At 60.5% G+C, this 13,524-nt stretch carries 11 protein-coding genes; 5 read left to right on the top strand and 6 right to left on the bottom strand.

The window, feature by feature from the left end; all coding sequences use genetic code 11:
- Positions 1-65: 65 nt before the first annotated feature.
- From amiA to ACJ8PE_RS00045, 3 genes are all read left to right on the top strand, one after another.
- A complete protein-coding gene (gene amiA, locus ACJ8PE_RS00055; RefSeq protein WP_033652564.1) occupies positions 66-947 on the top strand; it encodes an N-acetylmuramoyl-L-alanine amidase AmiA in 882 nt (293 codons plus the stop codon).
- Between the two features lie 65 nt (positions 948-1,012).
- Positions 1,013-1,933: an oxygen-dependent coproporphyrinogen oxidase gene (hemF, locus tag ACJ8PE_RS00050; protein WP_069100654.1), complete on the top strand. Its 921-nt coding sequence runs from the start codon at positions 1,013-1,015 to the stop codon at positions 1,931-1,933.
- Positions 1,933-2,388 carry a YaiI/YqxD family protein gene (locus ACJ8PE_RS00045; RefSeq protein WP_004936514.1) on the top strand — a complete coding sequence of 152 codons (456 nt, stop codon included), beginning with the start codon at positions 1,933-1,935 and terminating at the stop codon, positions 2,386-2,388. Before hemF ends, ACJ8PE_RS00045 begins: the two co-directional genes overlap by 1 nt.
- Before the next feature lie 22 nt (positions 2,389-2,410).
- Here ACJ8PE_RS00045 and ACJ8PE_RS00040 read toward each other — a convergent pair whose 3' ends face one another.
- From ACJ8PE_RS00040 to ACJ8PE_RS00025, 4 genes are all read right to left on the bottom strand, one after another.
- On the bottom strand, positions 2,411-4,651 hold the full coding sequence (locus tag ACJ8PE_RS00040; protein WP_089192101.1) for a TonB-dependent receptor domain-containing protein: 2,241 nt from the start codon (positions 4,649-4,651) through the stop codon (positions 2,411-2,413).
- A 121-nt stretch (positions 4,652-4,772) separates the two neighbouring features.
- Positions 4,773-6,899 (bottom strand): S9 family peptidase, encoded by a 2,127-nt coding sequence (locus ACJ8PE_RS00035; protein WP_442536688.1) that lies wholly within the window; start codon positions 6,897-6,899, stop codon positions 4,773-4,775.
- Positions 6,900-6,953: 54 nt separating this feature from the next.
- Positions 6,954-7,751, bottom strand: a complete 798-nt coding sequence (locus tag ACJ8PE_RS00030) for an energy transducer TonB family protein (RefSeq protein WP_197793765.1) — start codon at positions 7,749-7,751, stop codon at positions 6,954-6,956.
- Between the two features lie 102 nt (positions 7,752-7,853).
- Positions 7,854-8,693, bottom strand: a complete 840-nt coding sequence (locus tag ACJ8PE_RS00025) for a ChaN family lipoprotein (RefSeq protein WP_197793771.1) — start codon at positions 8,691-8,693, stop codon at positions 7,854-7,856.
- A 177-nt stretch (positions 8,694-8,870) separates the two neighbouring features.
- On the opposite strand from ACJ8PE_RS00025, the gene mmuP reads away from it, so the two are divergent.
- Both mmuP and mmuM read left to right on the top strand, forming a co-directional pair.
- Positions 8,871-10,280: an S-methylmethionine permease gene (gene mmuP / locus ACJ8PE_RS00020; RefSeq protein WP_046687598.1), complete on the top strand. Its 1,410-nt coding sequence runs from the start codon at positions 8,871-8,873 to the stop codon at positions 10,278-10,280.
- Positions 10,270-11,208, top strand: a complete 939-nt coding sequence (gene mmuM, locus ACJ8PE_RS00015) for a homocysteine S-methyltransferase (RefSeq protein WP_197793764.1) — start codon at positions 10,270-10,272, stop codon at positions 11,206-11,208. The genes mmuP and mmuM overlap by 11 nt, the downstream gene beginning before the upstream one ends.
- Positions 11,209-11,408: 200 nt before the next feature.
- On the opposite strand, the gene ACJ8PE_RS00010 is transcribed toward mmuM, so the two are convergent.
- Together ACJ8PE_RS00010 and ACJ8PE_RS00005 are read right to left on the bottom strand one after the other, a co-directional pair.
- Positions 11,409-11,663: a colicin E3-like toxin immunity protein gene (locus ACJ8PE_RS00010; protein WP_049198420.1), complete on the bottom strand. Its 255-nt coding sequence runs from the start codon at positions 11,661-11,663 to the stop codon at positions 11,409-11,411.
- Positions 11,664-11,676: 13 nt separating this feature from the next.
- Positions 11,677-13,524, bottom strand: a 1,848-nt coding sequence (locus tag ACJ8PE_RS00005; protein WP_442536687.1) for a colicin E3/pyocin S6 family cytotoxin, incomplete at its 5' end; no start/stop codon positions are given.

Genomic DNA, 13,524 nt, shown 5'->3' with positions numbered 1-13,524 from the left:
GTCGATTAATGATTATCAATACGATATAACGTCGCGAAATAGAATCGTCGATGGAGCGTTGCGTAATGAAAAAGCAGGGTAAACAATTCCTCAATTTTAAGCCGCTTGCCGTTTCCCCGACGCGACGCCAACTGTTGCTTTCCGGCCTGGCGGTAGCGCTGTTCGGCGTGAAAAACCCAAGCGCCAAGGCGGAAGGCATGCTGCGCAATCAGCACAGCAAACCGGCGGCGAAACCGGCCGGCGGCAAAAAGCGGGTGATGATCGATCCCGGCCACGGCGGCATCGACTCCGGCGCGGTCGGCCACGAAGGTTCGCAGGAAAAACACATCGTGCTGGAAATCGCCAACCACGTGCGCCGTTTCCTGCATGAGCACGATCACATCGAGGCACGCCTGACGCGCGAAGAAGACGAATTCATTCCGCTGTTCCAGCGGGTGGAGATCGCCCACCAGCACCAGGCCGATCTGTTCATTTCCATTCACGCCGACGGTTTTACCAGCCCGTCGGCCTCCGGCGCTTCGGTATTCGCCCTCTCCAACCGCGGCGCCAGCAGCGCCATGGCGCGCTACCTGTCCAACCGTGAAAACGCCGCCGACGACGTAGCGGGCGGCAAATACAAGGATCAGGACAACTACCTGCAGCAGGTGCTGTTCGATCTGGTGCAAACCGACACCATCAACAACAGCCTGACGCTCGGCCGCCACGTGCTCGGCCAAATTCGTCCGGTACACCATCTGCACAGCGACAGCACCGAACAGGCGGCGTTCGCGGTGCTGAAATCCCCGTCCATTCCCTCGGTGCTGGTAGAAACCTCGTTCATCACCAACCCGAACGAAGAACGGCTGCTGGGCACCACCGCGTTTCGCGAGAAAATCGCCCGCGCCATCGCGGACGGCATCGTCAACTTCTTCGACTACTTCGACGCACACCAACGCAAACCCCGCTGATGCCGCGGGCGGCGAATAAGAGTATACTCAGCGCCTTGTTCAGCCAGACGCTATAAAGACCCCGCATGAGTTTACCTAACATCGCTGAAGTAAAATCCTTCCTGCTGGCGCTGCAGGATCATATCTGCGCGCAGCTCGCCCAGGCCGATGGCGGCGCCGTGTTCACCGAAGACCAATGGACGCGTGAAGAAGGCGGCGGTGGCCGCAGCCGCGTGCTGACCAACGGCGCGGTGTTCGAACAGGCGGGGGTCAACTTCTCGCACGTCTCCGGCGCCACCCTGCCGGCCTCGGCGACCGCGCACCGTCCGGAACTGGCCGGGCGCAGCTTCCAGGCGATGGGCGTCTCCCTGGTTATCCATCCGCTCAGCCCCTACGTGCCCACCAGCCACGCCAACGTACGCTTTTTCATCGCTGAAAAGCCGGGCGAAGCGCCGGTGTGGTGGTTCGGCGGCGGCTTTGACCTGACGCCGTTCTACGGTTTCGCAGAGGATGCCGTGCACTGGCACCGCACCGCGGCCGAGCTGTGCGCGCCGTTCGGCGACGAGGTCTACCCCAAATATAAACAGTGGTGCGACGATTACTTTTTCATCAAGCATCGCAACGAAGCGCGCGGCATCGGCGGCCTGTTCTACGACGATCTTAACACCCCGGATTTCGACCATTGTTTCGCCTTCACCCGCGCGGTGGGCCAGGGCTTCCTCGACGCCTACCTGCCGATCGTCGAAAAACGCAAGGCCTTGACCTGGGGCGAGCGCGAGCGCCAGTTCCAGCTGTATCGCCGCGGCCGCTATGTGGAGTTCAACCTGGTGTGGGATCGCGGCACGCTGTTCGGGCTACAAACCGGCGGGCGCACCGAGTCCATCCTGATGTCGATGCCGCCGTTGGTGCGTTGGGAATATAACTACCAGCCGGACGCCGACAGCCCGGAAGCGGCGCTGGCGCGCGATTTCCTGCCGGTGCGCGACTGGCTGCGGGAGACGAAATGATGCAGATTTGGGTCGATGCGGACGCCTGTCCGAACGTGATCAAGGAAGTGCTGTTCCGCGCCGCCGATCGCACCGCCATCACCGTGACGCTGGTGGCGAACCAACCGCTGCGCACGCCGCCGTCGAAGTACATCCGTTCGCTGCAGGTGGCGGCCGGCTTCGACGTGGCCGATAACGAGATCGTGCGCCGCTGCGAAGCGGGCGATCTGGTGATCACCGCCGACATTCCGCTGGCAGCGGAGGTGATTGAGAAAGGCGCGGTGGCGCTGAACCCGCGCGGCGAACGCTATACGCCGGACACCATTCGCGAGCGCCTCAACATGCGCGATTTTATGGATACCCTGCGCGCCAGCGGCATTCAGACCGGCGGCCCGAACGCCCTGAACCAGCGCGACCGCCAGCAGTTCGCCAACGAGCTGGACAAATGGCTGCTGCAGGCGAAACGGGCGCAGTGACTGCGCCCTGCTCTGCTGCGGTTTAGAAGCGCACCTCCCCGCCGAAGATATAAGTCCGCCCACGGGCGGTGTTGGTCGGCGTCTCATACTGCGACTGCGACGGCAGCGAGTTCATCTTGTTCAGCGCGTCCGAATAGTCTCTGTCCATCAGGTTTTGCACGCTGAGCTTCAGCAGCAGATTGCGATTCACCTGATAGGTGCCGTACAGATCGATAATGGTCGGAATATGCGGCGCCGGCTCCTTCAGCAACTGCTCATTCTCATCGTAATCAGAGTCCGGCGACAGACGCACCGACTTGCCGGTGTATTTCACCACCCCGCCCAGCGTCAGTTTTTCGTCCAGCAGGCGCACCCCGCTGTCCAGCGTGAAGTAGAATTCCGGCAGCTCGCTGATATCGCCCGCGCCGAATACGTTGCTGGCCTGGTTGGTCGGCTGGGAGGTATGCTCCTTGCTTAACGACAGTTTGGTGAAGGCGAAACCGGCGTCGTACAGCGCTTCAAGCTCCACCCCGCGCGTTTTGACCGGATCGGGAGCATTGCTGTACATGGTCATGCTGACGTTGATGTCCGCGTTATCCCACTCTTCCTGCGTCGCCTGCGAACGGTTGCACTTCTGCCGGTTTTTACACACCAGGTAGGTTTGGCTGGATATGTAGTTTTTGATCTTGGTTTCGAAATAGACCGCTTTCAGTTGGAAGCTGTCCTGCTTGAACAACAGATCGTGGGCATTGGCGTTGAACCCGCCCTGCCAGGTCTCCGCTTTTTCACCCTTCAGGAACGGGTTCATCGACTGGCCGCCGCTGTTGGCGAAGAACACTTCCTGGATATTCGGCCCGCGCATCGACTTGCTGTAGCTGACGAACGGCTGCAGCCACGGCGTCACCTGCGCCGACAGCATGACCGACGGGTTGAAGCCGTGTTCGTTGCGGTTGATAGTGCCGGCGCCCTGAGGGAAGCACTCTACGCGCTCATCACAGGCCGGCTTGTAGCCGGAGAGGCGATAAGCGGTGTAGTTCAGGTCGAAATTTCCCTGCCAGATGCCGTAGTTGGCCTGCAACCCACTGTACAGGCTGGAGATATCTTGTTTGCCGGCAATGCCCACCGGCATGCTTTCCGCCTGATCCTGATCCGTCACCAGCCCGGATGCCTTTTTCTTATACTCGTTGCGCACCAGCTTGCCGCCGTAGCTGAAGGCGAAATCAATATCCCGCAGGCTGAAACGGCTGGTGTTGTTGATATCCAGCGCATCGGAAATGTTTTTCGCCGTGCTGTCGCTGAACCCCGCCATGTTGTTGGACATGAACTTCTGCTCACCGCGGCTGGTGCTGGCGGTCAATTTGAAATCGATCAGTTCCGAGAACGGCGCGTAGTGGTATTTGAGGTAAAAATCGTCGCTGTCGATGTGGCGGCGGGTGATTTTATTCTGGTAGCTGCGCGCCGACAGTTCGATGCTGTTGAAGGCATCCGGCTTAATGTCCACTTTGAACAGCTGGGATTTCGGGTTCTGGCGGTAGGTTTTATCGACGTTGAACATCTCGCTGTCGAAACCGGCGCCGTTTTTGTAGTTAGAGGTGATGGAGCTGCCGCTGATCGCCGCCATCGCCCCCAGGCTGCCGCCGTCGGCAAAGGCGGCAGTTTTGGCGCCCACGGCGATCATGCCGCTGCGGCCGATGCCGTTATTGCCCACCGAGAACTTGGTGCGTACGCCGAACGGGTTATCGGAAAACACCACGTCATCCACGCCGATGGTGCGGAAATTGGCGCTGCCCGCCAAGGCATTCACCCCGTCGGAACCGGTGGCGTTGCCGCGCGCCACATCGACGCCGACGATAAAGTTAGGATCGATCAGCGCCCCGAACTGGCTGGTGGGCATGCCGCCGTGCGCTGCATCGCTCGGGGAGTTGCCGTAGTAGTTTTGCGTGATGCCGTCGACCATGGTGTTGACACGGCCGAAGCCGCTCAGGCCGCGAATATTGACGCTGACCGATCCCTGGCCGGGGTCGATCTGGGTATAGGTGCCCGGCATGCTGCGCAGAATGCTGTCCACCGACTCCAGATTTTGGTTCTCGTCGCGCGAGCTGAACGCGCCCGGCCTCGCCAACGCGTCTTTTTCGCTGCTTTTGCCGCCGTCGGCGGCCGAGACGTTGAGCGGGCTGAACGCCACGCTGCCTTTATTGTTTTCCGCCTGTTCCTGCGCGGCCACAGCCTGCCCGTGCAGCACCAGTCCCGCGCCGATCAGGCTCGCTATCATTTTAATTTTCATATATCCCCAGAAATAGCCAATAAGGTTTGATGGCCGACAATGCCCAGCAAAAAGCCCGCCGAAAGCGCGGTAAAAGATTGTTATTGTTTTATTGCGCCGCAGCGTGCCGCGGCGCTGAAGGTTATTTCTGCGCCTGCCGATCCGCCGCCAAAATAAAGGCGTACTCCAGCGCGCCGTTTTCCAGCCGCGCCAGGCGGCCCGATTTGCCACCGTGGCCGGCGGTCATGTCGGTGGAGAGCAGCAGCAGCGAATCGCCCTGCTTGAAACGCCGCAGCTTCGCCACCCATTTGGCCGGCTCCCAATACTGCACCTGCGAATCGTATAAACCGCTGGTGACCAGCAGGTTCGGGTAACGCTGTTTGCGCACATTGTCATACGGGCTGTAGGACTTCATCAGCGCATAGGCGGCCGGCTGGTGCGGGTTGCCCCACTCCTCGTATTCGCCGGTAGTGAGCGGAATGCTGTCGTCCAGCATGGTGGTCACCACGTCGACGAACGGCACCTGCGCCACCACCGCGTTGTAGAGCTGCGGCGCCTGATTGATCACCGCCCCCATCAGCAAACCGCCGGCGCTGCCGCCCATGGCGTAGATGCGCCCCGGCTGGCCGTAGCCGCCGTTGATCAGCGCCTGGGTGGCGTCGATGAAATCGTTGAAGCTGTTCGGTTTGTGCGTCAGCTTGCCCTGTTTGTACCAGCTCTGCCCCAGTTCGCCGCCGCCGCGCACGTGGATCAGCGCATAGACGAAGCCGCGATCCAGCAGGCTGATGCGGTTGGCGCTGAACGCCGGATCCATGCTCATGCCGTAAGCGCCGTAGCCGTACACCAACAGCGGGTTATGCCCGTTTTTGAACAGCGACTTGCGGTACACCAGCGAGACCGGCACCTTCACGCCGTCGCGCGCCGTGACCCAGATGCGCTCGCTGTGATACAAGCTCGGATCGACGCCTTTCACTTCCTGCTGCTTGAGCAGAGTGCGCTCGCCCTTGTTCAGATCCCACTCATAGGTGCGGGTCGGCGTGGTCATCGCCGAATAGCCGTAGCGCAAACGATCGCTGTCCGGCTCGGGGTTATAGCCCAGCCAGGCCATGTAGCTGGCGTCATCGAACGGGATGGCGCGCTCGGTTTTGCCGTCCCAGCTGATTTGCCGCAGCTGCACCAGCCCGTTGGCGCGTTCCTGCACCACCAGCCAATCGCGGAACAGGCTGAAGCTTTCCACCTCGTGCTGCGCCTGCGGCGCAATCAGCGTCTGCCAGGGGTTGCCCGCCGCCGCCGTGCGGTACAGGCCGAAGTTCGGATCCTGATGGTTGGAACGCAGATAGAACTCGCCGCGGTAGTGATCGAGATAATACTCGCGGCCGTTTTGCCGGGCGGCGAACAGCTGAGGCTCGCGCTGCGGCTGGTTGGCGTCGATCAGGCGCACTTCGGACGTGGTGTTGCCGCTGATGGTCAGAATCAGGTAATCGCGCGAAGAAGAACGGCTGAGGCTGAGGTAGAAAGCCGGATCGTTTTCCTGATACACCAGTTTATCTTCCGCCGGCGGCGTGCCGTACTGATGGCGGTAGACCTGGTACGGCAACAGCGTTTGCGGGTGGTTGCGCACATAGAACAGGGTTTGGCTGTCGTTGGCCCACACCATGTTGCCGGAGGTGTTTTCCAGCGTTTCCGGCGACCAGCGTTCGCTGTCTATCTCGCGCAGGGAGATGCGGTATTGGCGGCGGCCCTGTAGATCTTCGGCCACCACCAGGCGGCGGTTGTCCAGGCTCACGTCCAGCGCCCCCAGGCGATAATAGGCATGGCCGGCCGCGCGCTGATTGGCGTCCAACAGGGTTTGCCACGGCGCGTCGGCGGTGAGCGCCTGGCGCTGATACCGCGCAAAATCTTTACCGGCGGCGTAGCTTTCCTGATAACGATAGCCGTTGAGCTGATACGGCACCGAACGATCGTCAGGGTTCATGCGGCCCAGCATCTCCTGATACAACGTGGCGCGCAACTTCTGGTACGGCGCCATCATCTGCTCGGTGTAGCGGTTCTCCGCCTTCAGGTAGTCCAGCACCTTCTGATCTTTTCGGCTGTCGTCGCGCAGCCAGTAGTAATCGTCGGTACGCGTCTCGCCGTGGGCCTTCAGCGCTTTCGGCGCCCGTTCCGCCAACGGCGGCTGCGGTTGCGCCAGCGCGGCGCCGGCGATGCCTAAAGAAAGCCAGAGCGCGGCCGCGATGCGACGGCGCGGGGTAAATAACAGCGGATTCATAATCCCTCACGAAGTTTGAAGAGCCGGACGGCGGCGCTGCCGCGTCTGCGGGCATTAACGGCGGGCATTCAGCTCCGCCAGATTGAAATCGATCGGCATCCTTACCCTGACGGCCCCCTGCTGGAGCATCTCCGGCGGCGGCGGCGGCAACGGCTGCGCGCGTGACACCACCGCCACCGCTTCCCGATCCAGCGACGCGGTGCCGGAACGCGCCAGCAGGATCACGTTCGATACCCGCCCCTGCGCATCGACGCTAAAACTGACCAGTGGCATGCCGCTGCGCCGGCGGTTGCGGGCATCCAGGGGATACTCTTTGATGCGGTTCAGCTTGCCTTTCACCAGACTCTCCCACGACAGCTTGGCCTGCGCGTTGCTGTTGGCGTCGCTGTTGATCGGGGCGGCGGTTTGGTGAGAGAGCGTCTGCGCCTGCGGCGCAGCGGCGCTGGATGCGGCGGCGTTGCGCGTCTCTTTCGCCTGTTTCTGCGGTTTCGGCTGCGCTTTTTGCGGGGGACGGTGCTCGGCGCGCTTCTTGTCCGCCGTCACGATCTTCGCTTTATCGGCGCGCGCCAGCTTGGGCAGATCCGGCTGTTGCTGCTGTTCCGCCGGCTGCGCCGCAGCGGACTCCGCCTGCTGCACGCCCAGCGGCAAGGGTTTGCTTTCCGGCGCTTCAATCTGGGCCGCCCAGCTCATCATCACCGCCGGCGGCGGCAGCTCGACCGGCTCGAGCGCCGTCTGCGGCCAGTAAAACAGCAACGCTAACGCCGCGTGTGCCGCCAGGGCGAGCAGCAAGCCGCGCGCCCAGCGCGGCTGCGGCAGCGCAAAGGCCGGAGGGGGATAAGACTGACTTAACATAGGGGCATTAGCTTACTTAATTGCGAATGATTGCAGATCACATTTACTAATGATAATCATTTGCAACTATAATTAACACCCCTTTTCACTGCCTTAACGTATTCATTTCACTGATGGCGTGATCCACAGGTAGTCCGCCGTGTGCGCGTCAACCTGTACGCCCGGCTCCGCCAGCATCAGCACCGTCGGCGCCGCCGCCGGTTGCAGATCCCGCACGTGCAGCGGCACGCCCACCGATTTGGCGGCGTGATAACCGCCGGCGATCAACAGCGCGGGCGTCGGCGCCGCCAGCAGGCGCTCCGCCATGCGCCTATCGCGCTGCTGCTGGATCGCCAGCATCGCATGCAGCTGCGCGGCCTCAATCTGGCCGCCGTGCGAAGTGCGGATAGTCTCTTCCAGCGCCTTGCGCACCGCCGGCTGCGACGAGAGCTGCCCCGCCGGGAACTGCGGCTGCTGATAGAACGCCGCGATCTCGCTGCGATCCAGGTTGGCCGACCACAGCGGGTAAGGCGCGCGCATCGCCGCCATCGTCACCCCGCCATACAGCGCCCATTTCCAGCCCGGCTGCCAGGCGATCAGCTCCGCCACGCGGCCGTCACGCACCGTGGGATCGCTCTGCAGCCACTGCTTGACTTTGTCGACCTGCGCCTGCTGGTTCGGGTTGATCATCTCCATCAGCACGCTGCCCTGCGGCCGCCGTTGCGGCAGCTGCTGCACCAGCCATTGCTCAATCTGATGGTGGTAAGGATTGTCGTGCTTTTCCCCGACGATCACCCGCGGCTGCTGCGCCAACCGCGTCAACAGCTGCTCGGGCGTCAGGGTCGCGCCGCTGTGCAGATCGGTGATATTCCCCAGGCTCGCGACGTCGCTGGCCGGCGTCTTCACCGGCGTTTGGCTGCAGGCGCCGAGCGCCAACGCCGCCAATAAAATCAGATATCTCATCATGTTGCCCCATTAGCGAAAATGGCGACATTATAGATAATAATTATCATTTGCATATAGATCTGGCCTGACGATTTTTTTACGCGGCGATCGCCGGTGACGCATTGCGTTGAAACGGCATTGCGGGTATAACCAATAGCCATTCAGATATTTAGACGTCTATACGGATAGATTATTATGCACTCATCGGCGCCCGCCGCAGGGCAGTTCAAACGCAGCATGAAGGCCCGGCATCTGGTGATGCTGTCGCTGGGCGGCGTGATCGGCACCGGGCTGTTTTTCAATACCGGCTACATCATCTCCACCACCGGGGCGCTCGGCACGCTGCTGGCCTACCTGATCGGCGCGCTGGTGGTATATCTGGTGATGCTGTGCCTGGGCGAGCTGTCGGTGGCGATGCCGGAAACCGGCGCCTTTCACGTCTATGCTTCGCGCTATCTGGGGCCGGCCACCGGCTATGCCGTCGCCTGGCTGTATTGGCTCACCTGGACGGTGGCGCTGGGCTCCAGCCTGACCGCCGCCGGATTCTGCATGCAGTACTGGTTCCCGCAGTCGCCGGTGTGGCTGTGGTGCCTGATCTTCTGCGCGGCCATTTTCCTGCTCAACGTCGTGACCACCCGTTTTTTCGCCGAAAGCGAATTCTGGTTTTCGCTGATCAAAGTGGTGACCATTCTGGCGTTCATCATTCTGGGCGGCGCCGCCATGTTCGGCCTGCTGCCGATGAAAGACGGCACGCCGGCGCCGTTCCTGCACAACCTGACCGCTTCCGGCTGGCTGCCGCACGGCACGCTGCCGATCCTGATGACCATGGTGGCGGTGAACTTCGCTTTCTCCGGCACGGAGCTGATCGGCATCGCCGCCGGTGAAACCGAGAACCCGGAGAAAGTCGTGCCGCTGGCGATCCGCACCACGGTGATCCGCCTGATGCTGTTCTTTATCGGCACGGTGTTTGTGCTGGCGGCGTTGATCCCGATGGATCAGGCGGGGATCGTCAAAAGCCCGTTCGTGCTGGTGTTTGAACGCATCGGCGTGCCTTACGCCGCCGATATCTTCAACTTCGTGATCCTGACCGCCATCCTGTCGGCGGCCAACTCCGGCCTGTACGCCTCGGGGCGCATGCTGTGGTCGCTGGCCCACCAGCGCACCCTGCCGGCCTACTTTGCGCGCGTCAATGCGCGCGGCATTCCGATCAACGCCCTGACCTTCAGCATGCTCGGCGGCGTGCTGGCGCTGCTGACCAGCGTGATCGCGCCGGATACGGTTTTTGTCGCCCTGTCGGCGATCTCCGGCTTTGCGGTGGTGGCGGTGTGGCTGAGCATCTGCGCCGCCCACTATGCTTTCCGCCGCGCCTATCTGCGCAGCGGCCAGCCGATAAACGGCCTGAAATACCGCGCGCCCGGCTATCCATTGACGCCGATCCTCGGCTTTGCGCTGTGCCTGCTGGCCTGCATCGGGCTGGCGTTCGATCCGGAGCAGCGCATCGCGCTCTACTGCGGGCTGCCGTTCGTCGCCCTGTGCTATATCACCTATTTCCTGACCCGGCGCGCCGGGCAAAAAAACGCTTTGGGAGAACAACATGTCGGTTAACAACCCCGTCGCTCGTTTGCTGGCCGAACGGCCGACGCTGATCCTGGACGGCGCGCTGGCCACCGAGCTGGAAGCGCGCGGCTGCGATCTGACCGATCCGCTGTGGTCGGCCAAGGTGCTGATTGAAAATCCCGAGCTTATCTATCAGGTCCACCTCGATTATTTCAACGCCGGCGCCCAGTGCGCTATCACCGCCAGCTATCAGGCCACGCCGCAGGGCTTCTTGCGCCGCGGCCTGGATCAGGCTCAGTCGCTGGCGTTGATCGCCAAAAGCGTGCAGCTGGCGCAGCGCGCGCGCCGCGATTATCTGGCCGCGCACCCGCAGGCGGCGCCGCTGTTGATCGCCGGTTCGGTGGGCCCGTACGGCGCCTATCTGGCCGACGGCTCGGAATACCGCGGCGACTACCGGCTGGCGCAGGATGACTTCACTGCCTTCCACCGCCCGCGCATCGCCGCGCTGGCCGCCGCCGGCGTCGATCTGCTGGCCTGCGAAACGCTGCCGTCGTTTGCTGAACTGCAGGCGCTGCTGACGCTGCTGCAGGAGTTCCCGACGCTCGGCGCCTGGTTCGCCTTCACCCTGCGCGACAGCCAACATCTCAGCGACGGCACGCCGCTGACGGAGGTCCTGTCCGCGCTGCGCGGCAATCCGCAGGTGCTGGCCATCGGCATCAACTGCATCGCGCTGGACAAGGTCGCCCCGGCGCTGCGCCAACTGGGCGCGCTGGCCGACAAACCGCTGCTGGTCTACCCGAACTCCGGCGAGCACTACGATGCGGTGAGCAAAACCTGGCACGCCTGCGGCGGCGAACACGGCAGCCTGGCCGATCAGGCGACGGAGTGGCGCGCGCTCGGCGCGCAATTGATCGGCGGCTGTTGCCGCACCACCCCGCAGGATATCCGCGCCATCGCCGCACGCTGCAAGAAATGAGAAAGGGGGGGTTATTCGGTTAGCAGGCGCAGTTGCTCCGCGGCTTGTTCAACGTTGAGGCGGCCTTGGGTGGCCTCGACCGTCGTAAAGTACAGGCAATGAATTAAACATCGAATCAGTTTGGATGTCTAAACCGCATAACAAAACGCTCGACAATACTTAAATTGTCGAGCGTAGTAGATGCTAATTATATTTTTCTATTACCATTTATCTCTATAATTGAATGAAAGGAAGTAGTCAAATTTCTCGGTCGATATCTTACTTGTGAAATAGGGTTGAATCAAAGCGACCCAGCTCTCTTTTACATCAAACTCACCATTATTCATTGTATCGTCCAAGGGGAGGCCTAAAGCATCGATGAGAGAGTCATCGTCCCCAAAATCTTTTGAATACTCTTCACCCTTAAAATCATCATTGTTTTTTTCAAACCATGTAAGACGTAATTTTAATCCCATGACACTATCTCCCCTATAAATACTTTTTGATATTTCGTTTTGGATCTGGACTTTTCAACTGCTTACCCGTTTTGGGATCAAAAGCCCCCAGATGTTCACCGTCGCTGGCACGATATCCTTCCAACTCACCATGCTGTGAGTCCCACTCATAAATTTTACGCCCCTTGTCGCCATACCACCGAGCCCGGCGGCCCCCTCCTGACTGCTTGGGAGTTTTTGGTCTACCTGCTTTAAGCTCTCCCAACCCCTTAATTTCATCAGTTTTTGGGGCTGGATGATATTTGTGCCCGCGCTCCGGAGTTCCTTCTCGAGGTTTAATAAGCTCTGGCTTGTCTTCTCGAGCCGGTTTTTTCCGTGGTTTGTTGAACATGACATAAATCGGATCAAGACCACTTTCAACCGGTGGAACCAAAATATAGTCATGGATCTGCTGAACATCACCATTGGGCAATGCAGTCAGCGTTCCTTTCCCTGACACATCGACGCTGCCCCCCGTCGAAAGCTTGCCTGCAGGCGCATCAACCGGCGTGACGGTAATAACATAACCGGATACGCCCTTGTCATTCGCCGGTGTCCAGGTCAGAGAAATAGCACTGTCATCAGTGGTAAAGCGTAACTCCCTTTTCACCGCATCCCATGATAGTGGCCTTAGTGGCACCGCACCTTTTACGTTCCGCTCATCAGGGCGAACGATGTTGATGTGGATTTTCTCTTCCCCGACATCCCCCGTCTCACGAGAAACCAGCCGATAGGGTAACCGCACCGAATTATAGTTGCCGAGTGCATTCCTCACATCGTCTCGCGTCAATCCGAACCGACCGACACCCAGGGATGACATGACGCTCAATGCAGGCACATCCAGACTCTCGGAAAAGACAAAAGAGAGCTGAGCAAACTCGGCCGTGGTGACTTGCCCGTTGGCATACAGTTTTTCCGCAGGTGTCTTCGTCAACGTCGCCGAGGCCCGGGCAAACGCGCCACGGATACCGGCTTCCAGTGTCTCCGTCGCCGCCACCGAATTATAGTTGCTGATAGCAAATCCGCTTTCTCGCCAGAAGTAGGCCGGTTGATCCAGAAACAGCGGACTGGGTTTGCTGCCCATGACCGGAGGATATTGAGGCAAATCGCCATCGCTGATCGCAAGAACGAACTCTTTCTTCGCCTGGTTGCGCCAAAACGCCGCTTGCGCTTGCGGTGACAACGAAGCAATATCCGGATCAGTCGGCTGCCGAGCACGAATTTTGCTCATATTTTCTCGTGCTCTGCGCTCGAATTCGGCAATTTCTGCACGTTTGTCGGTTTCCGCCTGTCGTTGCGAGGCCAGCTGATTATTCAGTGCTTCCGTAGACGCATTGGTCCGGGTCAGCTCGCGGCGATACTGGTCAGCCTGAGCCGGTTGGTTCCGGGCTCTGGCATTCGATTCCTGAACCGACTGGCGTTGCGCGGTAGCCTGCCCGAGAACAATTTGCGCCTGCGTTTCCGCAATTTGCTGCTGTATGATTGCCAGATCTTCTGGCAACAGCCAACCAAATTTCTTGGATTTTTCCTCGCGCGCCTTTTGCATTGCTTCACGCTCCTGGCGGATTTCCTGATAACTCAGAAGCGCTTTGCGTTCGGTCTCGCGGGCATTGACTTCATTTTGCGGAATGATCTCCACCACGGCAACATAAGCCGGCGGCAGATTACTGCCTGGAGGGAACACCACGATACCATCGTGCGTGTTGCCACCCGGTTGCGTCGCAGGCAACGGTTTGGCTTCAGCATTATTTATCTCGGTAACACCGTCCACAGGTTTCGCCGTGGTTGGCGGCGCCGGCGCATTGACGCGAATATGAATATCAGGCATGCCCGGTACAATTCC

Source organism: Serratia sp. CY74737 (assembly GCF_052166775.1).
Lineage (GTDB): Bacteria > Pseudomonadota > Gammaproteobacteria > Enterobacterales > Enterobacteriaceae > Serratia > Serratia ureilytica.
The sequence above is the reverse complement of the archived record's forward strand: the minus strand, read 5'-3'. Positions and strand labels throughout refer to the sequence as shown.